Here is a 22,804-nt window from a genome sequence, read left to right on the forward strand (position 1 = left end):
GTGGGGCGATTCAGGCCGCGGGGGCGCGGTCCAAGTGCGGGTCGGCCTCGTCGCGTACGCCCAGCCAGCCGACCGGGATCGTGTCGACGACCGTGCCGGACGCGTCCGAGCAGCGGAACCGCACGAGAGCGGCCCAGTCGGAGGCGCTCTCGACGATGCCGGCGCGCCGTACGCCGCTGCGGTTGACCCACACCGCGTCGCCACGCCGGTACGGGCCGCCCGGCGCCGACGAGCCCCCGTCGACCGCAACCTTCCACGCGGTGCCGGGGCGGCCCGTGCTCCTGGTACGCCGCTTGGCCTGGTACATGGCTTGGTCGGCACGGCGTAGTAGGTCGGCGACGTCGGTGGAGCGGCCGGCCGGGACCAAACCGATCGAGGCACTCACGCTGAGGGTGTGTCCGGCCACGGTCATCGGTGGCGCGATGGCGGCACACAGCGTGACGGCGGCCGCCTCGCAGTCGGCGGCCCGGCCGGTGAGCAGCGCCGCGAACTCGTCGCCGCCGAACCGGGCGACGAGGCTGTCGGCGCCGAGGCAGGAGGCGAGCCGCCCGCCGATGACGCAGAGCACCATGTCGCCGATCTCGTGGCCGTAGGTGTCGTTGATCGGCTTGAAGCCGTCGAGGTCGAGGATGAGCACGGTGGCGTGGCGGTTGCCGCTCAGCAGGGTCGGCGCGAGTGCGTGAAAGAGCCGCCGATTGGCGAGACCTGTGAGCGCGTCGTGCCCGGCCATCCACCGTAGGGCGGCTCGCTCACTTTCCAGCCGGGCCACGTGCGCCTCGAGCTGGTCCACCCGTGCCTGTAGACGTGCGGCGTCTGCCGCGGCGGTGGGGTGGAGGACTTCCATCAGCCATCCCCTCGTGACTACGGCGAACCGGGTGGTAGCCGGTGCCGAGGGTTGCCCCTCAGCACATCTGAATCATGACAGCAACGCCAGGGGGCGTGCAAGATTTCACGGCGACAACTGTCAAAACGAGATCGTGCATGCCGGTCGGTTTCGGCTACGCTAGGTGCGTCAAACTTTCGCGGTGAAAGAAACGCTGAGGGTGACGGCAGACGTGTTTGCCTCCCACGGTGCAACGGGATCATGCGCCTGGCAATGGCTCAGGCCAGCCCGACTACAGACAGCAAGGTAGCCAGACGTACAAGGGAGTACCTCGATGAACAGCAAGTCGAGCTGGATCATGTCTAGCCGGTCAACCGGCAACGGCGGCAGTTGCGTCGAAGCGCGCCGGCACGAGGGACACGTCGAAGTCCGCAACAGCAAGGCGCCGGAGGCCGGCACCGTGCGGTTCACGACCGAGGAGTGGGACTCGTTCCTCTACGGCGCCAAGCGCGGCGAGTTCGACGGCCTGCTAGCGGACTGAGAGCGCCGCCCTTACGGGAGGCGCCCGACGCCCGCCAGCATCCGGGAACGCTCCGGCTCGGCGTCGAAATCTCCCTGCTCAGCGGGGTCGGGCCGCCACTCCGGCTGCCACACGAGCCCGGGCTCGACCAGGTCGAGACCGTCGAAGAACCGCGCGATCTCCTCGCGCGTACGCATCTCCAGCGGCGTCGCGGTCTGCCGCCGATACACGTCCTGAGTGGACTTGAGATCGCCCTCGCTGAACGCCTTGCCCTCAAGCGTGCCGTGTGACAGCACGAGGTGGCTGCCGGACGCGAGCGGGGCGAGCAGGTCGGCGACCGCGGCGTACGCCTCGGCGTTGTCGGGCACGAAATAGAGCACGCCAACCAGCAGCAGGCCGATCGGCTGGTCGAAGTCGAGCAGCTTGCGGATCTGAGGCGCGTCGAGCAGGGCACGCGCGTCGCGCAGGTCACCGCGGACGGCGGTGGCCCACTGGTTGCCCTCAAGCAGTTCCAGGCTCTCGGCCACGGCAACCGGGTCGATGTCCACATAGACCACTCGGGCGTCGGGAATCTCGGCCTGGGCCACCTCGTGAACGTTGCCCACGGTGGGAATCCCCGAGCCGACGTCGAGGAACTGCTTCACGCCAACGCTGGTCAGGTATCGCACCGCACGGGCGAGGAAGGCCCTGTTGGTACGCGCGATGGCCTGAATCGACGGCGCCCTGCCCATGATCGCCTTCGCCGCCTCCTGGTCAGCGGTGAAGTTGTGGATGCCGCCCAGGAAGTAGTCGTAGATGCGCGCAGCGGTCGCGGGCTTCTGGTTGGCGCCCGGTATCCCGGTCATCGGTACTCCTCCACCGGCACAGCGTCTTTGCTGATCAAGTCGAAGATCCGGCGGTACTCGTCTACCTCGGCCTGCTCTTCCAGGTACAGGGCGCCCACATGGGACTCCAGGTAGACCACATCCGGATCGTCGGGGTCGTCGAACTCCAGTATGCGGAACGCCCCAGCCATCGCCGCATGCGCCCCCACCGCGAACGGCAGCACCCGGATGTCTACATTGTCTTCTTGGCACAGCCGGCGCAGGTGCTCGATCTGGGCCTTGAGCACCTCTTCGCCGCCCACCGGGCGGACCAGCACGCCCTCACCGAGCACAGTGACCAGTCGGGGCGGCGGCGTACGGCCGAAGAGCGTCTTCTGTCGCTGTATGCGCAGCTTGATGTGGCGCTCGGCCGGCTCGGACTCGTGCGGCTGCTCGGCACCGAAGACGGCACGGGCGTACTCCGTGGTCTGCAACTCGCCCGGCACGACCTCGCCGTCGTAGCTGAACATCCGCGAAGCCGACGCCTCCAGCCCGACGTACAGCTTGAACCACTCCGGGATGACCGGGCTGGCGTCCCACCACTCCGCCTGCGAGGTGCCGAGCGCCAGCTCGGCCAGGGCGTCGGTGACGCTCTGGTCGGCGCCGTACAGCCAGCAGAGCGCGCGCACGTTGGCCGCCGTGACCGGGACCTTGCCGGTCTCGATCCGATGCAGCGTCGGCTCGGAGATGCCCAACCGCGCCTCGGCCACCTCGCGGCGGCTCATCCCGGCGCCGGTGCGCAGCCGGGTCAAGCGCCGACCTAGCGTCCGCCTGACGACGCGCTGCCCTGTGACCGGCACACCCCACCTCCGCCCCACGGTCCGGTCTCGACGAATGTGACGCCGAATACCGTACCCGCAACGCGGTGTCGCCGACAGGCGACCCGCAGTGGAGGCGGGGTGTGTCCGGCCCTTGCTATGCGACCGTGCAGGTCGCGCCGTTGATCGTGAACGAGGTTGGTCGCTGGTTTGTCCCGGTGTGCGTGCCGTTGAAGCCCGCGCTCACCGTCCCGCCTGCCGCCACCGCACCGTTGTACGACTCGTTCACGGCCGTGACCGCCGCGCCGGTCTGCGTCCAGCGCGCACTCCAGCCCTGGCCGATCCGCTGGCCGCTCGGGAAGGTGAAGGCGAGCGTCCACGACTGCCACGCCGTCGCGCTCGTGTTCCGGATGGTGACGCTGCCCGTGAACCCGGTCGACCAGTCATTGGTGCTGTATGTGACAGAGCAAGGCCCACCAGGCGCGGGGGTTGTCGGAGCCGGGGTGGTAGGCGCGGGCGTCGTCGGAGCCGGGGTGGTCGGGCCCGGGGTGGTCGGCCCGGGCGTCGTGGGCCCAGGGGTCACGCTGCCGGGCACGTCACCCCAGAGCTTCACGCCGTTCTCCCAGAGCGGCACGGTGCGGTTCGGCCCGGTCGCCGCCTGGTAAGACGGGTCGTTGGCCGAATTCCAGGTGCCGCCCTCGGGTACGCCGATCTTGAACTGCACCTCCATCCGGTGCTGCGACTGCCCGGCGGGCGCGATCGTGTATCCGGTGCAGTTCACCTCGACGTACCAGATGTCACCGGAGTACTGCTGCGCTGCGGTCGGCGACGGGCAGCCCTGCGTGTACCCGGGGGTCACCACCGGCGCGGCCGTGCCCTCACGGGTGAAGTAGTACCGGAACACCGACTTGGTCAGCGCCTTGGCCGGAAACGCGGACTTGTTGTAGATGATGGCCTTGAGGCCGGTGGCGCGCGGCTCGTTCTGCATCACCGTGGTCTCCACGGTGAACTCGTCGATGTCCGGCGTTTCCGGCTGCGGGAAGCTGGCGAGCGGGGTGCCGCCGTACTCCTTGTAGAGCCGGGCCACCGCCGACGTGAAGCCGGCGTTGTAGTCGGTGGCGACCTCGTTCATGACGTAGTCGTTGCGCTCGTCCTTGTACGCGTCGTCCGGCGACGACGGGCCACCGACCAACGCTCCATAGAGGACGTGCCGCGTGTTGGTGGGCACCGTCATGTTGTCCCACCACGAGCCGTGCGCGGTGCGGTGGTGGGGGTTCTTCGGATGGTTGGCGCCGAACCCGATGACGTAGCTTGAGCTGCGGGGATTGTCACCGAGCGCGTAGTTGATCTGGCGCACCGCGAAGTCGTGGTATCGCGTCTTGCGCGCGGCGTCGGACGTCTTGTCACTGTAGACAAGCGCGACGAAGGCGGTGTTGGCCGCGTATCGCAGCGCGCCCCAGCTGTCCACGACGACCATGCCGCCGGGCGAGGTGCGCACCTTCTCCCCGTTGACCCCGACGGTGAACCAGTCGAGCCACCGGTTGGCGTCGTCGATGTACTTCTGCTTGCCCGTGAGGTTGGCCAGCAGCACGTAGTTGCCGTACTGCTTGTTGTCCCACGAGATCGTCCATTTGTACATCTTGGTGCTGGTCTGGTTTTCGTTGCCCTGCGCGTCGTAGCCGGCCTCGGCCTTGGCGAGGTAGGTCGCTTCGCCGGTGGCGCGGTAGAGCCAGATGGCGCCCCAGACGAGCTCGTCCGCGTAACCGCTCCAGGACCGGTAGAAGCTCGTCACGTCGGTGATGCACTCGTGGTACATCCGCTTGACCGTCTCGGCGAACGTGTAGAGCTGCCGCGCGTGGCTGAGCAGGGTGTTGGCGTAGGCGGCGTCCGTCGGCCGGAAGACCATGGAGGAGGCTGCCATCGCGGCCGCCGTCTCGGCCGCCAGGTCCGCGCCGCCACAGCTCGCGTCTATCTTGTACGCGGGCCGCGCCATCGGCATCACCTCTGCCGGCCCCCACCACTTGTGGTCGTCGTCGCCCTTGCCCACCTGTCCATAGAGGACGTTGGCGGAGGGGTGCGCCTTGATGAAGTAGTCGTTGGGCACCCGCAGGTTGTTGAGCAGGTGCGTGAGCTGTCCCGACGCGTCGTAGGCGTCGCGGTACTCCACCGCGCCCCACGCCAGCATCGTCGTGGTGAACGCCATCGGGAAGCCGAACTTCACGTGGTCGCCGGCGTCGTACCAGCCACCTGTCAGGTCGAGCCCAACATCCGCGCCGTCGGTCAGTGCCGAGTCGGCCCGCCAGGAGACCCTGTTCCACGCCGGTTTCCGGCCGGATACCTGGGCCTCGTAGAAGAGGATGGATTTCTGGAGTACCTCACCGTAGTTGTACGGGCCCGCGGCGGCGCCCGACTGGGGCGCGGCCCAGATCGCGGCTCCCGCGGCGAGTATCGCGGCCGCCGCGGCCGCTACTGTTCGTCGATACCACCTGGTCCTATTTGCCACTAGAATCGCTCCTGTCCGTGGAGCCGCGCGCGACCACGCGTAGTGGAGGGGACATCGAGGGGCGGATGTGGGCGCATCCGCCTCTCGTCACGTCCGGGCGCACGGGGTCGGGTCCGAGTCAAAATGGGAGCGCTCCCATATATGAGCAACAATGTTCCCACACTGTTTCTCTTTTGTGAAGCACGGCGACTTCCCCTAGGACACCCTGTATCCCGGCTACCTAACCGGTGGCGGCAGCCGCGTGGTCGGCGGCTGCCGCCAGTGGCAGCGTCACCGTCAGGAGGGAGCCGTCGCGATCGAGCGGGCCGGACCGGCCCACCCGCCGCAACGCCGTCAACATCGGCCGGTTGTCGACGTGCGTGTGCGCCACCAGCGCGGCGTACCCCGCCCGCGTGCCGTGCGCGACCAGCCTGCGCAGCAGCGCGGTGCCGAGGCCGCGCCGCTGCCAGGCGTCTTCGACCAGGACCGCTACCTCGCCGAGGTCGCCCTCGGCGATCAGGTTGGCCATGGCGACCAGCCGCCCGTCGTCGGCGAGCGCCACCAGCGTCACCCCCCGCGCCGGGTCGATGAGCCGGGCGAGCTGCGCCTGCGAGGGACCCGGAGTGACGGCCAGGTAGCGGCGGTAGCGGCTGCCTGGTGAGCAACGATCGTGCATGGCGCGGACGGCGGCCAGGTCCTCCCCAACGGCTGGGCGCACCCGCACCTCGGTGGCGTCGGGTAGCACCAGCGTGACCTGGTCGGCGGCCTGCCGCACCACGGTCGCGGCGAGGTCGACGAGCGCCTGCGCGCGGGCGTACTCCGCCGGGGTGAACGCCGGCGCCGGCCGGCTGATCTCGTACGCGCCGCCGGTGGGGTCGACGAGCCGCATCGCGCCCCGGTCCGCGCCGTACCGGTTGTGGCCCGGCGCGGGGCGCCAGATCACCGCGTCGGCACCGAGCAGCGCGGACAGCGCGTCGCCAAGCGAGTCGGGGTCGCGCACCAGCCGGCTTGCGAGGCCGAGCGCCCGGGTGGGCTGGTCGGCGAGGTCACGTGCCTCGGTACGGCTGACCCAGGCGTCGCGGCCCCGGCCCCTCTCGACGGCGGCCACCAGTTCGGCCTCGGTGAGCGCGTCCGGCGCGTCGACGAGGAAGTCGTCGACGGCTCCCGCCTCGGTGGTGTGTACCTGTACCGCGAGGATGTTGACCGACTTGAGTGCCAGGCTGGCGGTAAGCACCGACAGGTATCCCGGCCGGTCGTCCACCGTCGCTCTGATTCGCCACAGCGCCATGACTTCGAAGCCCCTCTTATGGTCGAGCGGCCAGCGGTGGTGCGGTGACCAGATCGAGCCGGTCGCCGAGGATCACGGCGGCCGCGCGGACGAGCTGCGCGATGCGGTCGACCTCGGTCACGTGGAACGCGGCCGCGGGCAGGTCGTCTGTGTCGACCCGGGCCACCATCAGCACGAGGCCGGCGCGGCCGAGCGGCGCGACCGCGTACCGGGCGCCGTCGGGACCGGTCAGCGGGCGGGCCCGCAGCGGGGTCACCTCGGGCAGTCGCAGCGGGGCGGGCGCGCGCCAGCTCGCGTACGCCACCGCGGGCTCGCCTCCGGTGGGCACCGGCGAGTCGGGCGTGCGCGCGCCACTGCGCGCGGCCCAGTCTGCCGGCACGACGGCCGCGGCGGCCCAGTCCGCGGCCAGCAGGCCGGGCACCGCGTCGACGAGGGTGGACAGGCCGTCGACCGGGTTGCCAGCGACCTGGGCGAGCAGTTCGGCGTCGTGACCGCCGGAGACGGGCGCACCGATCGCCCGCCAGATGCCGTCGACGTGGACTCCTGGGATCGCCGCGAGGCCGGCGAGCAGCCGCTCGACGCGCGAGGCGCCCGGCCACACGACCGTGAAGTCGTCGACGGCCCGGCCACCGAGCCGCTCCAGCACCACCACCTGGACGATGTCGGCACCGGCGACGCCGAGCGTGCGGGCGACCTGCCCCAGCGCACCGGGCCGGTCAGGCAAAGTCACCCGAACCCGCAGCAACATGACAAGCCTCCCGTCGGCACGCCGACGCTCCCGCGCCGGTTACCAGTCAGGATGCCCGATGACCATTTCGTCCCTGTTGCGGCGCGGTGACTCGGCCGCGACAAACGACGAGCGGGATCGATACCTGTATATCAGGCAGAGGCCCGCTCCACCATGTGCGTGTCCAGGAGCACGTACGGCAGGTCGAGCTCATCGCGCCGGATGAGCGACAGCAGGAGGTGCGCCATCTGCCGTCCCATCTCCTCCACCGGCTGGAACACGGTGGTGAGCGGCGGGTCGGACTGCCGGGCGAACTCGTTGTCTTCGAACCCGACGACCGCGACGTCGTCCGGCACCCGGCGGCCCGCCTCTCGGAGCGCCCGGAGCGCGCCCAACGCCATGAGGTCGGACGCCACGAACACCGCGTCGAGGTCGGGGCTCACGTCCAGCAGCCGGCGCATCGCCGCCGTGCCGCTGGCCTCGCTGAAATCGCCGTACGCGATGAGGTTTTCGGTCACCGAGCCGCCGTGCGCCCGGATCGCCTCCTTGTATCCGGCGAGCCGGTTGATGCCCACGCCCATGTCTTGCGAACCGGTGATCGTGGCGACCCGGCGGTGCCCCTTGTTGATCAGGAACTCGACCGCCTGCCGGGCGCCACCGGCGTTGTCGACGTCGACGAAGTTGGCGTGCTGGGCGTCCGGCGCGAGCATCCTCGCCGGGCGGCCGCCGAGCACGGTGGGCAGGCCGCGCTGCTGCAGCAGCGTCGGCAGCGGGTCGGCGTCGTGCAGCGAGAGCAGCAGTACGCCGTCGACGTGCTGGCTGGTCAGGTGGTGCTCGACCTTCTCCCGCTCGGCCGGGGACTGGGCCAGCGCGAGCCACAGCTGCATCGGCGTGTCGAGCAGTCCCGCGTGGATGCCCCGGACGATGCCGGCGAAGAACGGCTCACCGAACAGCCTCTCGCCCGACTCGGAGATGACCAGGGCCACCGAGTCGGTTCGCTGCGTGACGAGGGCGCGCGCCGCCCTGTTCGGCACGTACCCCAGTTCGTCGATCGCCTGCTGCACCGCCGCCCGCGCCTCCGGGCTGACCTGCGGCGAGCCGTTGACGACGCGGGACACGGTCCCCCGACCAACCCCGGCGCGGGCAGCCACCGCATCAAGGGTGGGACGGCCGAGCGACCGCGTGCGCTGCGTAGTCATCGTGTGCTCCTCGGACGGCGGGCGGGCCGGTGCCGGAACCAGGTAGGGTCCGTTGCCCCGGCCCCTCCATAGTGGCTGACCACAACTATTGTGCGGCCAAACCGTTGTTTCGGATCACCGCGGCGTACCATTTGGCGCTCGACTTCGGGATTCGGGCCTGAGTCTCGTAGTCGACATAGACCATGCCGAAGCGCTTCGAATATCCCCAAGCCCATTCAAAGTTGTCCATGAGTGACCATGCGAAATAGCCGCGTAGCGGCACGCCAGCCGCTATCGCCTCATGGCAGGCCCGCAGGTGGGCATCGAAGTACGCCAGCCGATCGGCGTCGTGCACCTCGCCGTCGACCACCTCGTCGATGAACGCCGAACCGTTTTCCGTGACGTAGAGCGGAAGCTCCGGGTACTCGCGGTGCAGCCGGGTCAACACCTCGACCATTCCGGGGGCGTCGATCTCCCAGTTCATGTCAGTGACCGGCAGGCCCCGGTCGCCGAACATGACGTGCTCGCTGCCCGGCCAGGTCGACGGCTTTCGCCAGTGCGGGCCGGGCTCCTCCCCCTCGGGCGGCGCGCCCACGACGTACCGGCTGTAGTAGTTGACACCCAGCACGGACAGCGGTGTGGAGATCACCGCGAGGTCCTCGTCGCGGACGTGCCCGAAGTCGGTGACCTCGCGCAGGTCGGCGACCACGTCGGCGGGGTACTCGCCGCGCAGGATCGGGTCGAGGAAGAAGCGGTTGGCCAGCCCGTCGATGCGGCGTGCGGCGTCCGCATCGGCGGGCGAGCCGGTCAGTGGTGAGATCGCGTACAGGTTGAGCGTGACACCGACCTCGGCGTCGGCCCGGCTGGCCCGCATGGCCTGCGCCGCGAGCCCGTGGCCGAGCATCAGGTGGTGCCCCGCCCGCACCGCGTCGGCGCCGTCGCTGCGGCCCGGGGCGTGCACGCCGGAGCCGTAGCCGAGGAACGCCGAGCACCACGGCTCGTTGAGGGTGGTCCAGTACCTCACCCGGTCGCCGAGCGCGGCGACGGCCAGCTCGGCGTACTCGGCGAACCTGGCGGCGGTGTCGCGCGCCGGCCAGCCGCCGGCGTCTTCCAGGGCCTGCGGCAGGTCCCAGTGGTAGAGCGTGACCCACGGCTCGATGCCGTGCCCGAGCAGGTCGTCGACCAGCCGGCGGTAGAAGTCCAGGCCAGCCTCGTTGGCCGGTCCGGAACCGCCGGGCTGGATGCGCGGCCAGGACAGCGAGAACCGGTACGAGCGCAGCCCGAGCTCCGCCATGAGCTTCACGTCTTCCGGGGCCCGGCGGTAGTGGTCGCATGCCACATCGCCGGTGTCGCCGTTCCGGACCTTGCCCGGAGTGCGGCTGAACGTGTCCCAGATCGACGGTGTGCGTCCGTCTTCCGCGGCGGACCCCTCGATCTGGTACGCGGCGGTGGCCGCGCCCCAGAGGAAGTCCGCCGGGAAAGTCGGATCTGTGAGCTCGGACTGGTCGTTCGTCACGCTTTGACCGCACCTTCCATGATGCCGCTGATGATCTGACGGCCGAACAGGATGAACACGATAGCCAGTGGCACCGTCGCGAGCGCCGTACCAGCGAAGACCTGCGAGTAGTCCGTGTAGTAGGCCTGGTTCAGGCTACGCAACGAGATCTGCACGGTGGGGTTGGCGGGGTCCTGGAGCACGGTCAGCGGCCACAGGAAGTCGTTCCAGGTCTGCATGAAGATGAACAGCCCCAGCACCGCGGCGGCCGGCCGGAGCGCCGGCATGACGATGCTCCAGTAGATCCGCCAGGTGGATGCGCCGTCGACCCGGGACGCCTCGATCAGCTCGTCGGGCACGGTCTGGCTCACGTACTGGCGCATCATGAACACGCCCCACGCGCTGACCAGCGACGGCACGATGACCGCCTGGAGCTGGTTCTGCCAGCCGAACTTGACCATCATCTGGTATAGCGGGATGAGGCCGAGCTGCACCGGCACCATCATGGTCGCCAAGATGATCAACAGCATCGCGTTCTGGCCGCGGAAGCGCAACTTGGCGAACGCGAACCCGGCCAGCGACGAGAAGAACACGACGGCGACCGTGACCACGGTCGAGATGATCAGCGAGTTCGTCAGGCCGGTGAGGAACGCGGCGTTCTCGTTGTCGAGGACCCGCTTGGCGTTGTCGATGAGGTTGCCGCCCGGGGTGAGCGGCGGCGGCACGCTCCCGATCGCGTCGTTGGTGCGGGACGCGATGACCACCATCCAGTAGAACGGGAAGAACGACACGATCGCGGCCGCGATCAGCGTCACGAAGGTCAGCGGGCTGGCCTTCCAGAGTCGCGACGCCGCACCCTCGGCCTTCGGCTTGCGGGGCCGGCCCGAGATGGCGCCCGGGGCCACCGGGGTGATCACGGCGGTGTCCGCGTTGTTGCGTGGCATCACCGGCCTCCCTTCACTTCGCCGAGCCGATGCGACGGGTCAGCAGGTAGTTGATGAACGCGACGATCACGATCAGCAGGAAGAGCGCCCAGGCGACGGTCGCGGCGTACCCGAGGTTGAACCGGGTGAACATGTTCTCGAAGAGGTACATCGTCACCGTCTGGTACTGCCGCAGCGTGCCGCCGGTGTAGTTGCCGGAGCCGGACGAGAACATCAACGGCTCGGCGAAGAGCTGCAAGCCACCGATCGTCGAGATGATCACCGTGAAGATGATCGTCGGGCGCAGCATCGGCACCGTGATCTGCCAGAACTGGCGGCGGGCCGAGGCGCCGTCGAGCGCTGCCGACTCGTACAGGTCCTTGGGGATCGACTGCATGGAGGCCAGGTAGATGAGCGTGTTGTATCCGGTCCAGCGCCAGTCGACCATGGTGGAGATCGCGATCCAGGAGGCCCACTTGGTAGCTCGCCAGTCGATGTTCTCCACGCCGAACCAGCCGAGCACCCAGTTGGCGAGGCCGAAGTCGCGGTTGTAGATCTGGCCGAAAATGATCGCTACAGCGGCGGTGGAGGTGATGATCGGCACCGCCATGGTCATCCGGAAGAACCCGCGCCCGCGCAGCTTGCGGTTGAGCGCGTTGGCCAGGTACAGGCCGAGGAGCAGCTGCGGGACCGTCGAGACGACGAAGATGCCGAGCGTGTTGTAGACCGAGTTCCAGAACTGCTCGTCCTTCATCAGGGCGGTGAAGTTGTCCGCGCCGACGAACTCGCCCTCGCCGCCGAGCGGCTGGTTGTGCAGCGATACCCAGAACGTGTAGACGAGCGGGTAGAGCTGGAAGATCAGGAAGATCACGAAGAACGGCGCGACGTACAGGTACGGCGACGTCTTGAGGTCGAGCCGGGTGCCGAAGGTACCGCGGGCCTTGCGAGGTGGTGGGGGTTGTGCGTGGCGGTGCGCGGGCCGGCCACGGCGCGTACGGTCCGCGGTGTTGGGTGTCATCGGGGCTTCCTTCCGATCCGGGCCGGTCGGGTCGCGCGGCGGGGTGGCGCCGGTGAGTTCCGGCGCCACCCTCGCTGCTTTCTCGCTATGACCACGGCCGGTCGCGAGTCCACGACCTCCGTTTACTTGGAGGCTGCTTCACCGGCCTTGAGCGCGTCGTCCCATGCCTGGGCCGGCGTGCGCTGCCCCTGCTCGATGCTGCGCAGAGCGTTCTCCACCGCGTCACGCACCGCCTGGTTCTTCGGGCCGAGGTAAACCGGCTTGAAGTCCTTGGCGCCGGCGCCGAAGATCTCGCCGGTAGGCGCGTTGCTGAAGTAGTCGTTCTTGCTGGCCAGCAGCGTCGGGTCCTCGAGGGCCTTCGGCGACGAGGGCAGGTTGCCCAGCGCCTTGAACGCCTCAAGCTGCGCCTCGGGGGTGGTCAGGAACTTGGCCAGCTCAGCGGCCTCCTTGGGGTGCTTGCTCTGCTTGGGCACCGCTAGGAAGGAACCGCCCCAGTTGCCGCCGTTGCCGGGCGCCTTGGCGATGTCCCACTTACCGGCGGCCGCGTCGCCCGCGTTGCCCTTGATGACACCGGTCATCCAGGCGGGGCAGGTGACGATGGCGAACTGGTCCTGCTTGAAGCCGGTGGCCCATGGGTCCGAGAAGGTCTGGAGGCCGGCGGAGAGCTTGGCCTCGATCGCCTTGACGGTCAGGTCCCACGCGGACTTGACGTCCGGGTTCGAGCTGAGCACGAACTTGTCGGACTTGTCGTAGTACGTGTATCCGGTGCCGTTGCCGGCGGTCTGCATCAGGATCGAGTTGAACGTGTTCGTGGCGGCGTCGACGAACTTGACCTTGCCGCTCTTCGCCTGGAACTTCTTGCCGGTCTCGATGAACGCGTCCCAGGTCGGCCACTGCGCCGCCACCGCTTCGCGCTCGGTGGGCAGGCCCGCCTTCTCGAAGAGGTCCTTGCGGTAGCAGATCGCCATGCTGCCGACGTCGGTGCCGAGGCCCAGGATCTGGTCGCCGGCCTTGCCGTCGTTCCACTTCCAAGCCAGGAAGTTGCTCTCCAGCGACGCGGCGCCGTGGTCGGCGAGGTTCACGAAGTTCTGCTTCTGGGCCTTGAACTGGACGATCGTGCCCTCTTCGAGCGCCACGATGTCGCCGGCGCCGGCACTGGAAGCCATCCACTGCGTGAGGCGGGTGTTGTAGTCACCGAGCCCCATGCCCTTGCCACGCTCTTCGATCTTGATGTTCGGGTGGTCCTTCATGTACTGCTCGTAGAGCTTCTCGTAACCGAAGCCCTGCTCACCAAAGACATCGACGGTCAGAGTAATCTGCCCGCCGTTGGAACCGCCCTCATCGCCGTCATCGCCGCACGCGGTGGTCACGGCGAGAACCGCGACCGAAGCGAGCGCGACCGCCGCAAACTGCCGGCGCGTCGTAACGCTCATCCCTGACCCCTCTCAGGTCGTCATGTTTGTGGTGGGGGTGTGCCGTGCCCGGTGCCCGCCGCCACGTCGCGGCCGCACGAAAAGTGCGGCACGCAGCCGCGAAGGACGGCGTGCCTGGCGCCACGCGGTGCCCGGTGTGGTTCTGACCACACCACCGCCGGGAGCGCTCCCATGAGATTGCCGGCACGTTTCTGGGGTGTCAAGACCCAAGTGGGAGCGTTCCCATTTCGTTACTCGCCGTATGGGCGAAGTCGGAATTAGGGTACAGAAGGGGTGAAGTGGGCCTAAAAATTGCCCATGAAGCGGGTCAAATACCCGCGCGAAAACGATCTATTAACACGAAAAGTCGCTTACGCCAAGCGGCGCAGCAGCGTGCTGGCCCGCTCGGCGTCGAAGTACGCCGGCTCGAAGGCACGGCCGATCCAGAGACGCATCGATTCGTGTTCGGGATGTGCGGGGTCGCGGACCGCCGCCAGGAACTCCGCGTACCCGAACGCGCCGCCGACATCTTCCGGCGGGCACGCCCGCGCGCCGCCCACACAGGCCGGGTACCGCTCGTCGGGCTCCGCGCCGAACACGTCCTCGACCACGACCTCGTGCTCCCACCAGTCGCCGAAGTCGTAGGTGTAGCCGACCCGCGTCCCCTTCGACGCGACCGCGTCGAGCCGGACGTCGAGCTCGTCGAGCACCGCCAGCTCGCCATCCGGGTCCGGCTCGCCGTACTGGACACCGTCGACATCGAACGAGTGCAGGTGGTAGTCCTGCCAGCCCATCGCGTACTGGATCACCCGGTGCAGACGGTCGAGCGTGTAGCCGCCGGGAACGAGGACCCGCCGCCACACCGCCGGCCGGACGTCGGCGAGCGTCACCTTCAGCTGGTAGATCTGGCGCGGCATGGCCTTCGTGGTCTCCCGTTCCGTAGGGTTTCCCCATGATCTGCCGGGCCTGCCGGGCCAAGCGCCACGAGGAGTGCCGGGGGCGGAGCTGGTGTGACTGCCAGCACCGTACCCCGCGACCGACCCCACCGGTCACTGGTCCGGCCGGCGAATGAGCTTGATCGCCCGGCTCTGGCCGGACCCCGACACGTCGCCGCTCGACGACGCGACGCTCACCGAGCTGTACGCCCACCGCGCCCAGCCCGACCTGCGCGTCAACTTCGTCACCAGCGTGGACGGCGCGGTCGAGCTGGAGGGCTTCTCCGAAGGGCTGTCGGGCGGCTCGAACAGCCCTGACAAGCGTGTCTTCGGCCTGCTGCGGATGCTCTGCGACGCGCTCGTGGTCGGCGCGGGCACGCTGCGCCACGAGGGGTACCGGGCGCTCCGGCTGGACGAGAAGCGGCGCGCCTGGCGAACCGCCCGCGGGCTGTCCGAGTACCCGACGCTCGTGGTCGTCTCGGGCGCCTTGGAACTCAATCCGGCACAGGCGGCGTTCGCCGACGCGCCGGTACGCCCGATCGTGGTCACGCACGGCCGCGCGCCGGCCGACCGGCGCGCGGCGCTCGAACCCGTCGCCGACGTGCTCGCGGCCGGTGACGACCGCGTCGACCTCGCGGCCGCCCTCACCAGGCTGCGCGAACGCGGGCTCGCGCACCTGCTCTCGGAAGGCGGCCCGCACCTGTTCGGCGCCCTGCTGGCCGAAGACCTCGTCGACGACGTGTGCCTGACGATCTCGCCGCTCGTGACCGGACCCGGCGCGGGACGCATCGTGGCCGGCGCCCCCACGCCACCGAAAAACTTCACCCTCCGTCACCTGTTGACAGCGGACGGCGCACTGCTGGCGCGGTACGGCCTCGATCGGTGAAGGTGGCACACCGGTACAGGTGAGTCGCACGGGACGGCGTCGTACCCGTGAGGCACGATGAGATCCGTGGCAGACAGCGAGACACAAGCGCCCGGTGAGCCGGTCGGCCGGGTGCTCGGCACGGCCGACGCCACTCCCCTGCAGTTCTGGACGGCGGTCACGCCGGGGCGCTACCTGCAACTCGACGACGTGGTGGTAACCAAGCGTGAGCTGCCCGACCGCGAGCCGGTCACGATCGCCGGCGTGGTGACGCAGGTGCGGGCGCGGCACGAGGGTGCGCAGTTCGACTCCGACGTGTTCGCGATCGCCGACGGCACCCTGCCCGCGCTGGTGCAGGAGGCCGCCGAGATCACCACCACGCGGGTCGACCCGGAGCTGTACGTGCCGCCCTCCCCCGGAGCCGTCGTACACCGGGCGCAGGGCGACGCGCGCGCGGCCGCGCTGCACTTCGACCGCATGGAAAAGCGCATCCCGATGGGCACTGGGCGCGACGGCATCCCGGTCTACCTCAACGCCGACTTCCTCGACGGCAGCCGAGGCGCGCACGTGTCGATCTCCGGCATCTCCGGCGTGGCCACCAAGACGAGCTTCGCGACGTTCCTGCTGTACTCGGTCTTCCGCTCCGGCGTCCTCGGCGGCGACGCGGTCAACGCCAAGGCGCTCATCTTCAACGTCAAAGGCGAAGACCTGCTGTTCCTCGACCACCCCAACTCGCGGCTCGACGATGCCACCACCGCCGCGTACGCCAAGCTCGGCCTGCCCGCCACCGCCTTCCCCGACGTGCGGGTCTACGCGCCGCCACGGGCCGGCGACTCGTCCGGCGCGCCCGACGTGAGCAGCCGCCTCGCCGGCGTCGACAGCTTCTACTGGACGCTCGGCGAGTTCTGCGAGAAGCGCCTGCTGCCGTACGTCTTCGCCGACGCCGACGACGAGCGCCAGCAGTACACGATGGTCGTGCACTCGGTGACCGCCCACCTCGCGCGCGCCGCCCAGTCCACCGACGGCGGCGTGGTCGTCGAGGGCACCAGCCTGCACTCGTACCCCGACCTCGTCGACCACATCGTCGAGCAGCTCACCGACGACGAGACGCGCAACACGTGGGCCGGCAGCGCCATCAACATCGGCACCGTCAACGCGTTCGCCCGGCGGCTGATCGCCAGCAAGAAAGACCTGGCCCGGCTCATCCGCGGCGACCTCGCGACCCGCCGCCCGCATGCGGTCAACACCGCCGAGAGCGCCCAGGTCACGGTCGTCGACCTGCATAACCTGCCCGACCGGGCGCAGCGCTTCGTGGTCGGCGTGACGCTCAAGACCGAGTTCGAGCGCAAGGAAAAGGCGGGCACCGCGAAACCGCTGCTCTTCGTCGTGCTCGACGAGCTCAACAAGTACGCGCCGCGAGAGGGCTCGTCGCCGATCAAGGAGGTGCTGCTCGACATCGCCGAGCGCGGCCGGTCGCTTGGCGTGATCCTGATCGGCGCGCAGCAGACCGCCAGCGAGGTCGAGCGGCGCATCGTCACCAACTCGGCGATCCGGGTCGTCGGGCGGCTCGATCCCGCCGAGGCGTCCCGGCCCGAATACGGCTTCCTACCACCCGCCCAGCGCCAGCGGGCGCTGCTCGCCAAGCCGGGCACCATGTTCGTCAACCAGCCCGACATCCCCGTGCCGCTGTGCCTGGAGTTCCCCTTCCCCGCGTGGGCGACCCGCGTCTCCGAGGCGGGCCAGGCGCCGTCGGCCACGCTCCGCTCGATCGTCCAGTCCGCCGACCCGTTCGCCGTCGTGGGTGGACGGTCCGACGACGAGATCCCGTTCTGATTCTCGGGGGGTCAGCGTGAAGATCCTGCACACGTCCGACTGGCACGTCGGCAAGGTCCTCAAAGGACAGTCCAGAGTCGACGAGCACATCGCGGTGCTGGCCCAGGTGGTCGAGATCGCCCGCGACGAGCGGCCCGACCTGGTCATCGTGGCGGGCGACCTGTACGACACCGCGGCGCCGTCACCGGACGCCACCAAGCTGGTCACGCGGGCGCTCTCCGCGCTGCGCGGCACCGGCGCCCAGGTCGTCGCCATCGGCGGCAACCACGACAACGGGCCCACGCTCGACGCGCTGCGCCCGTGGGCCGAGGCCGCCGGGGTGTCGCTACGGGGCACCGTCCGCGACTCGGCCGCCGAGCACCACATCGAGGGCGAAACCACCGGCGGAGAGCGCTGGCGGCTGGTCGCGCTGCCGTTCCTCTCGCAGCGGTACGCCATACGCGCCGCCGAGATGTACGAGCTGACCGCGGCCGAGGCTTCGCAGACCTACGCCGACCACATCGGACGGTTGCTGTCCGCGCTCTGCGCCGGCTTCGGCTCGGGCACCGTCAACCTCGTCACCGCACACCTGACCGTGGTCGGCGCCGCGATGGGCGGCGGCGAGCGCGAGGCGCACACCGTGCTCGGATACGCGGTGCCGTCCACCGTGTTCCCCAGCACCGCGCACTACGTGGCGCTGGGCCACCTGCACCGCGCACAGCAGGTGGTGGCCTCCAGCCACGTGCGATACAGCGGCAGCCCGCTCGCCATCGACTTCGGCGAGGAAGACAACACGCCCTCGGTCACGATCGTCGAGGTCACCGCCGACACCGCTCCCCGGGTACGGGAAGTGCCGGTCACCGCGGCCACACCGCTGCGCACGGTGCGTGGCACCCTCGCCGAGCTGTCCGAAGTGGACCCTGGCGACGGGTGGTTGCGCGTGTTCGTCCGGGAGGCGCCGCGGGCGGGGCTGCGCGAAGAGGTACAGGCGTTGCTGCCCCGGGCGCTCGAAGTGCGCATCGATCCCGACCTGCTGCGCGAGCTGGCCGAAAACCCCGGCGCGCGCGCCGCGCAGCGGGCCGGTCGGTCACCGCGCGAGCTGTTCGCCGACTACCTGGAGAGCCGGGGTCACGCCGACGAAGGCGTCAAGGAGCTGTTCGACGAGCTCTACGAGGAGGTGTCCTCATGAGGCCGGTCCGGCTCGACATGGCGGGCTTCACCGTCTTCCGCGACGAAACCACGATCGACTTCACCGACACCGACTTCTTCGCCCTGATCGGGCCGACCGGCTCCGGCAAGTCCACCGTGCTCGACGCGATCTGCTTCGCGCTGTACGGCCAGGTGCCGCGCTGGGGCACCAGCCGCGGCATCGCCAACGCGCTCGCGCCGTCGGCGTCCGAGGCGCGGGTGCGGCTGGTGTTCGAGTCGGCCGGGGCGCGATACGTGGCCACCCGGGTGGTGCGGCGCGACGGGAAGGGCCGGGTGTCCACGAGCGGGGCCGGGCTCCAGCTGATGCCGGCCGGGTTCGACCCCACCAAGCTCGACACCGGCATGACCCCCGACGACCTCGGCGAGGTGCTGGCAGGCACGCCCGCCGAGATGGACCAGGCGGTACTGGAGGCGGTCGGGCTGCCGTACGAGCAGTTCACGAGCTGCGTGGTGCTGCCGCAGGGGCAGTTCGCCGACTTCCTGCACGCCAAGCCGGCCACCCGGCAGCAGATCCTGGTCAACCTGCTCGGGCTCGATGTCTACGAGACGATCCAGAAGCAGGCCTCCACGCGGGCGACGCAGGCCGAGGCCAGGCTGGGCACGGTCGACCAGGTGCTCAAGGGGCTCGCCGACGCCGACGACGAGGCGGTCAGCGCGGCGGCCGAGCGCCTCGAGGCGGCCCGCGATCTGGCGAAGGCGGTCGACGCGGCAGTACCCGAGCTGCTCGAAGCCCAGCGCGACGCGGACGCCGCGCGTGCGTCCCTCGCCGACATCGACACCGACCTGAAGCGCCTCGCCGGGCTGGCGCCGCCCGGCGACCTCGCCGGCGTCGCCGGCGCGGTGGCGACCGCACGCACGGCGCTTGCCGGCGCGGTGGCCGCCGTGGCCGAGGCCGAGGAGCGCGAGGAAAAGGTGCGCGGCGAGCTGGCCGGCGCGTCCGACGCCGCCGCGCTGCGCCTCCTGCTGGAGGCGCACGCCGAGCACGACAAGCTGAGCGGGCAGGCGTCCGCGTTGGCCGATGCGGTGTCCGGTGCGGGGCGGGAGCACGCCGCCGCGCTCCGGGCACTGGAGCAGGCGCGCGAGGTCGAGGCGCACGCCATCGAGCACCTGGAGCAGGCTCGCCGGGCATACCAGGACGCGCAGACCGCCGACCGCGCCGCCGCCCTGCGCGCCCACCTGGAAGCCGGCGACGAGTGCCCGGTGTGCGCCCAGCCGGTGCCGGTCGTTCCGCCGATGCCGGCCGGTTCGGCGGTGACCGCCGCCGAGGCCGCGGGCAAGGCCGCCCGCGCCGCGGCCGAGGCCGCGCAGCGGCAGGTCGCGAGCCGTGACAAGGCGCTGCGCGAGCTCGACCGCACGCTCGAGCGGGCCCGCGCGCAGCACGACCAGCTCACCGGCCGTCTCGCCGAGCTGGCCGCGCGGCTCACCGAGTCGCCCGGCCCAGACGCGCTGCGCCGCGAGCTCAAGGCGCTGGCCGCCATGCAGGCGCGGCTCGACGAGGCGGGCACCGCGGTGCGCGCCGCCCGCGAGGCGCAGCGACGGGCGCAGGCCGGCGCCGACGCGGCCGACGAGCGGGTACGGGCCGCGTGGCGCGAGTTCGACCGGGCGCGTGACCAGGTCGCCGCCCTCGCCCCGCCGGCCGCCGACCGCGACGACGTGGTGGCCGCGTGGGCCACTCTGGCGGCGTGGGCCTCCGAGCTGGCCTCGGAGCAGCGCCAGCGTCGCGACGGCGCGCTGGCTGGGGCACAGGAGGCGCAGGATACCGTCGGCGCGCTGGCGGCGCGGATCGCGGGTCTTTTCGTGGATGCTGGCCTGACCGTGCCCGGCACCGGCAGCGCCGACTTTCTGCGGGCCGCCGCCGTGGCCGTCGAGCGGGCCGAGGGGGCACACCAGCGGCTCGCCGAGCGGCACGCGCAGGCTTCGGAGCTGCGAGAGCAACGCGCCGGGCACGAGCGCACCTCCCAGGTCGCCAAGACCCTGGCCGGGCACCTGCGCGCCAACAACTTCGAACGCTGGCTGCTCGAAGAGGCGCTCGACCTGCTCGTCGACGGCGCCTCCGGCATCCTGCGCGAGCTGTCCAGCGGGCAGTACGAGCTGGTGCACGACAAGGGCGACTTCTACGTCGTCGACCACCACGACGCGGGACTGCGCAGAGGCGTGCGCACCCTGTCGGGCGGCGAGACGTTCCAGGCGTCGCTGGCCCTCGCGCTCGCCCTTTCCGAGCAGCTCGCCGGCATGTCCACCACCGCGGCCAGCCTGGAGTCGATCGTGCTGGACGAGGGGTTCGGCACGCTCGACGCCGCCACCCTCGACACGGTCGCGGCCACCCTGGAAAACCTGGCCGCCCGCGGCGACCGCATGGTCGGCGTGGTCACCCACGTCAGCGCGCTCGCCGAGCGCGTGCCGGTCCGCTTCGAGGTCCGAAAAGACGCCCGCTCCGCCCGCGTAGAACGAGTGGGCCTATGAGCGAGCGAGCTGGCGCGCCGGCGCCTGGACTGAGAAGCGAAGCGACGAGGGAAGGCGTCGGCTTCAGCGCCGCGCGACCGAGCGACCAGAAGGCACTGTGACCGAGCGAGCCAGAAGGGGTGCTGTGACACGGGTCTTTGTCGACATGTGGGATCCGTCGTATGGTGCGTCCTTCGCGGCAGACGATGGTGGTCCCGCTTCGCCCAGCAGCGCGCAGGTCGACCCTTCCGTCGAGCTGGACGCCGCCGAGTGGCGCCCGTTGACCCCACCGCCCGGCCTGGCCGCGCCCGATGTGGTGCTCCTCGTCGACGGGGTACGCCGCATCGACGCCGGCTTGTGGACCGAAGAGCCCGACGGCTCCTCGTACCCCGGCCTCGCCGCCTCGTACGCCGCCGGCGTCGTCCGGTGCGACCTGCGCCGAGGCGCCGCCGAACTGGCCGGCTCACGCGTCGCCCGCGGGCTGTTCACGGCCAGCCCGTCGGCCGGCGACATGGTGGCCGGGCAGATCAGGTACGAGCTGCGCAAGGTGAGCGGCTCGGGTGAGCTGAGCAAGCTGCCCGCGGCGGTACAGGGCCCGCTGACCGCACTGGAGGTGGAGGTGTCCGGCGGCGCCCGCACCGATGGCGACCTGCTGGTCGTCGACGGGCCACTGCGCAACCGGCGCCAACTGCCGCGCACCATCGGATACATCAAGACGCAGCACAGCCAGTACCTGCCGCCCGCGCTCGCCGGCATCGTGACCGCGCTGCGCCCCGGGCAGCGGTCGCCGGTGTTCCGCCTCGGCACCGCGTGGGGCGGCTACTCCTGGTACCTGCGCCTGCCGGGCGCCGGTGGTGCCCCGTGGGCCGGCATCGTGCGCGTCGAGTGCTCCCCGGATCTGACGGTGCCGCAGGCGGTCGAGCTGGCGCACCTGTCCGTGGTGACACTGCCCCGGTTCGCCTCGACGGCGTACAAGGATCCGCGCGCGCCGCAAAACCTGATACCGATCGCGGGCCTGGAACGCCGACTCCGCGGCCTGTTGGGCGATGCCCGCCTGCTACACCGCGCCTTGACCCTGGCCGCCACCCGCCCCTCCTAGGCCCTGGCGGCGGCGTTAGTGGGTGGCCGCGGCCTTGGGCTTGTCGGCCTCCACGGCGGGTGGAGTCGCGAGCGACGAGACGCCGCGGCGGCGGAAGGCGAGCCAGCAGCCCGCCGCTCCCAGGCCCAGACCGGCGAGCAGGCCGGCGATCAGGATGCCGTACGAGCCGCCGGTGTCCTGAGTGGACGCCGCAGGCACCGCCGCCGCAGTTTCCTCCTTGGCGGGAGCGGCGCCGCCGTGGTGTCCGCCGCCCTCCACCGCCTGGCCGGTCAGCTTGATGACGGTGCCGGGGTGGTCGACGACCGTGCCGTCCGAGTACGTCTGCACCACTTGGAACACGACCTGGTCGCCCTGGACCGGCATCGGGCCCATCGAGACCACCAGCGTAGATGGCTGTTCGGCCACCGGGGTGCCGGCGACGCGGATCCAGGTGATCCGGTCGGTTACGTCGCTCATGGGTCCACCGTGGAGTCCCGCCACCGGGGCGTCGAGCCGCCGGGTGGTGATCTGGGGCGCCCAGTCGTTGCTCGACATCGGGTACACCTCGCCGATCACGGTGTCTCGCGGTGTCACCAGTTCCACCTTGGTGGTGTGCGCACCGGGGCGGTCCTCAGGGATCTGGAACGACACCTTGACGCCACCACCGCGTACCACTTCGGACGGTGTGGTGGTGATGTCGGCCGCGGCGGGCGACGCAAACGCGAGCGCGCCGAATATGGCGGCGCCGAGCGCGACTACCGCGAGGCGCCGGTTGCGAACCACCATGGAGAGCTCCTTTTGGGGTGTTCTAGCCACGCCAGGGAGCACGGGCTGACCGGCCCGTGCTCCCTGTACGTACGTCTTGCCACTGCCACTGTCGTTATCGGACGTTGACCCGAACCGAGTCGAACGGCGGGATCTGGTTGGCCCGCTGCATCATCGGCGGACGGTGCGAACCGTCACCAGCCCACGCCGC

At 70.3% G+C, this 22,804-nt stretch carries 19 protein-coding genes; 6 read left to right on the forward strand and 13 right to left on the reverse strand.

Features of this window, described 5'->3' with window-relative positions:
- Positions 1–10 precede the first annotated feature (10 nt).
- A complete protein-coding gene (locus V6V89_RS19735) occupies positions 11–844 on the reverse strand; it encodes a GGDEF domain-containing protein (protein WP_334620638.1) in 834 nt (277 codons plus the stop codon).
- Between the two features lie 313 nt (positions 845–1,157).
- On the opposite strand from V6V89_RS19735, the gene V6V89_RS19740 reads away from it, so the two are divergent.
- Positions 1,158–1,364 carry a DUF397 domain-containing protein gene (locus V6V89_RS19740; protein WP_334620639.1) on the forward strand — a complete coding sequence of 69 codons (207 nt, stop codon included), beginning with the start codon at positions 1,158–1,160 and terminating at the stop codon, positions 1,362–1,364.
- 11 nt (positions 1,365–1,375) lie between these two features.
- On the opposite strand, the gene V6V89_RS19745 is transcribed toward V6V89_RS19740, so the two are convergent.
- The 11 genes from V6V89_RS19745 to V6V89_RS19795 form a co-directional block, all read right to left on the reverse strand.
- Entirely contained in the window at positions 1,376–2,188 is an 813-nt protein-coding gene (locus tag V6V89_RS19745) for an SAM-dependent methyltransferase (protein WP_334620640.1), read from the reverse strand.
- A complete protein-coding gene (locus V6V89_RS19750; RefSeq protein ID WP_334620641.1) occupies positions 2,185–2,958 on the reverse strand; it encodes a helix-turn-helix domain-containing protein in 774 nt (257 codons plus the stop codon). The genes V6V89_RS19745 and V6V89_RS19750 overlap by 4 nt, the downstream gene beginning before the upstream one ends.
- 163 nt (positions 2,959–3,121) lie before the next feature.
- The gene (locus tag V6V89_RS19755) at positions 3,122–5,467 is read right to left on the reverse strand and encodes a glycoside hydrolase family 9 protein (RefSeq protein WP_334620642.1); all 2,346 of its coding nucleotides are present in this window, start codon (positions 5,465–5,467) and stop codon (positions 3,122–3,124) included.
- A gap of 220 nt (positions 5,468–5,687) precedes the next feature.
- Positions 5,688–6,734 (reverse strand): GNAT family N-acetyltransferase, encoded by a 1,047-nt coding sequence (locus V6V89_RS19760; RefSeq protein ID WP_334620643.1) that lies wholly within the window; start codon positions 6,732–6,734, stop codon positions 5,688–5,690.
- A gap of 16 nt (positions 6,735–6,750) precedes the next feature.
- Positions 6,751–7,482, reverse strand: coding sequence for an amino acid-binding protein (locus V6V89_RS19765; RefSeq protein WP_334620644.1), 732 nt, complete (start codon positions 7,480–7,482; stop codon positions 6,751–6,753).
- A 131-nt stretch (positions 7,483–7,613) separates the two neighbouring features.
- Positions 7,614–8,660, reverse strand: coding sequence for a LacI family DNA-binding transcriptional regulator (locus V6V89_RS19770; RefSeq protein WP_334620645.1), 1,047 nt, complete (start codon positions 8,658–8,660; stop codon positions 7,614–7,616).
- An 85-nt stretch (positions 8,661–8,745) separates the two neighbouring features.
- Positions 8,746–10,155: a GH1 family beta-glucosidase gene (locus V6V89_RS19775; RefSeq protein WP_334620646.1), complete on the reverse strand. Its 1,410-nt coding sequence runs from the start codon at positions 10,153–10,155 to the stop codon at positions 8,746–8,748.
- Positions 10,152–11,078, reverse strand: coding sequence for a carbohydrate ABC transporter permease (locus V6V89_RS19780; protein WP_334620647.1), 927 nt, complete (start codon positions 11,076–11,078; stop codon positions 10,152–10,154). Before V6V89_RS19780 ends, V6V89_RS19775 begins: the two co-directional genes overlap by 4 nt.
- Before the next feature lie 13 nt (positions 11,079–11,091).
- Positions 11,092–12,075, reverse strand: coding sequence for a carbohydrate ABC transporter permease (locus tag V6V89_RS19785; protein ID WP_442935180.1), 984 nt, complete (start codon positions 12,073–12,075; stop codon positions 11,092–11,094).
- Positions 12,076–12,197: 122 nt separating this feature from the next.
- Positions 12,198–13,508 carry an ABC transporter substrate-binding protein gene (locus tag V6V89_RS19790; protein ID WP_334620649.1) on the reverse strand — a complete coding sequence of 437 codons (1,311 nt, stop codon included), beginning with the start codon at positions 13,506–13,508 and terminating at the stop codon, positions 12,198–12,200.
- A gap of 350 nt (positions 13,509–13,858) precedes the next feature.
- Positions 13,859–14,404 carry a plasmid pRiA4b ORF-3 family protein gene (locus V6V89_RS19795; RefSeq protein WP_334620650.1) on the reverse strand — a complete coding sequence of 182 codons (546 nt, stop codon included), beginning with the start codon at positions 14,402–14,404 and terminating at the stop codon, positions 13,859–13,861.
- 151 nt (positions 14,405–14,555) lie between these two features.
- On the opposite strand from V6V89_RS19795, the gene V6V89_RS19800 reads away from it, so the two are divergent.
- The 5 genes from V6V89_RS19800 (at position 14,556) to V6V89_RS19820 (ending at position 21,849) form a co-directional block, all read left to right on the forward strand.
- On the forward strand, positions 14,556–15,308 hold the full coding sequence (locus V6V89_RS19800; RefSeq protein ID WP_334620651.1) for a pyrimidine reductase family protein: 753 nt from the start codon (positions 14,556–14,558) through the stop codon (positions 15,306–15,308).
- Between the two features lie 66 nt (positions 15,309–15,374).
- The gene (locus V6V89_RS19805; protein ID WP_334620652.1) at positions 15,375–17,120 is read left to right on the forward strand and encodes an ATP-binding protein; all 1,746 of its coding nucleotides are present in this window, start codon (positions 15,375–15,377) and stop codon (positions 17,118–17,120) included.
- 16 nt (positions 17,121–17,136) lie between these two features.
- Positions 17,137–18,288: an exonuclease SbcCD subunit D gene (locus V6V89_RS19810; RefSeq protein WP_334620653.1), complete on the forward strand. Its 1,152-nt coding sequence runs from the start codon at positions 17,137–17,139 to the stop codon at positions 18,286–18,288.
- Positions 18,285–20,771, forward strand: a complete 2,487-nt coding sequence (locus V6V89_RS19815) for an SMC family ATPase (RefSeq protein ID WP_334620654.1) — start codon at positions 18,285–18,287, stop codon at positions 20,769–20,771. The genes V6V89_RS19810 and V6V89_RS19815 overlap by 4 nt, the downstream gene beginning before the upstream one ends.
- Positions 20,772–20,895: 124 nt before the next feature.
- A complete protein-coding gene (locus V6V89_RS19820; protein WP_334620655.1) occupies positions 20,896–21,849 on the forward strand; it encodes a hypothetical protein in 954 nt (317 codons plus the stop codon).
- Positions 21,850–21,864: 15 nt separating this feature from the next.
- Here the strand turns inward: V6V89_RS19820 and V6V89_RS19825 are convergent, their stop codons facing one another.
- On the reverse strand, positions 21,865–22,614 hold the full coding sequence (locus tag V6V89_RS19825) for a DUF1775 domain-containing protein (RefSeq protein WP_334620656.1): 750 nt from the start codon (positions 22,612–22,614) through the stop codon (positions 21,865–21,867).
- Positions 22,615–22,804 lie beyond the last annotated feature (190 nt).

The sequence above is a fragment of the Micromonospora sp. CPCC 206061 genome, assembly GCF_036906915.1.
In the GTDB taxonomy this organism is placed as follows: domain Bacteria; phylum Actinomycetota; class Actinomycetes; order Mycobacteriales; family Micromonosporaceae; genus Phytohabitans.

Excerpts from the sequence above, each read along its gene's own strand:
- V6V89_RS19745 (WP_334620640.1), bottom strand. The coding sequence starts at position 2,188 with ATGACCGGGATACCGGGCGCCAACCAGAAGCCCGCGACCGCTGCGCGC.
- V6V89_RS19740 (WP_334620639.1), top strand. The coding sequence starts at position 1,158 with ATGAACAGCAAGTCGAGCTGGATCATGTCTAGCCGGTCAACCGGCAAC.
- V6V89_RS19735 (WP_334620638.1), bottom strand. The coding sequence starts at position 844 with ATGGAAGTCCTCCACCCCACCGCCGCGGCAGACGCCGCACGTCTACAG.
- V6V89_RS19815 (WP_334620654.1), top strand. The coding sequence starts at position 18,285 with ATGAGGCCGGTCCGGCTCGACATGGCGGGCTTCACCGTCTTCCGCGAC.
- V6V89_RS19780 (WP_334620647.1), bottom strand. The coding sequence starts at position 11,078 with ATGCCACGCAACAACGCGGACACCGCCGTGATCACCCCGGTGGCCCCG.
- V6V89_RS19770 (WP_334620645.1), bottom strand. The coding sequence starts at position 8,660 with ATGACTACGCAGCGCACGCGGTCGCTCGGCCGTCCCACCCTTGATGCG.
- V6V89_RS19800 (WP_334620651.1), top strand. The coding sequence starts at position 14,556 with ATGAGCTTGATCGCCCGGCTCTGGCCGGACCCCGACACGTCGCCGCTC.
- V6V89_RS19790 (WP_334620649.1), bottom strand. The coding sequence starts at position 13,508 with ATGAGCGTTACGACGCGCCGGCAGTTTGCGGCGGTCGCGCTCGCTTCG.
- V6V89_RS19825 (WP_334620656.1), bottom strand. The coding sequence starts at position 22,614 with ATGGTGGTTCGCAACCGGCGCCTCGCGGTAGTCGCGCTCGGCGCCGCC.
- V6V89_RS19760 (WP_334620643.1), bottom strand. The coding sequence starts at position 6,734 with ATGGCGCTGTGGCGAATCAGAGCGACGGTGGACGACCGGCCGGGATAC.
- V6V89_RS19785 (WP_442935180.1), bottom strand. The coding sequence starts at position 12,075 with ATGACACCCAACACCGCGGACCGTACGCGCCGTGGCCGGCCCGCGCAC.
- V6V89_RS19795 (WP_334620650.1), bottom strand. The coding sequence starts at position 14,404 with ATGCCGCGCCAGATCTACCAGCTGAAGGTGACGCTCGCCGACGTCCGG.
- V6V89_RS19765 (WP_334620644.1), bottom strand. The coding sequence starts at position 7,482 with ATGTTGCTGCGGGTTCGGGTGACTTTGCCTGACCGGCCCGGTGCGCTG.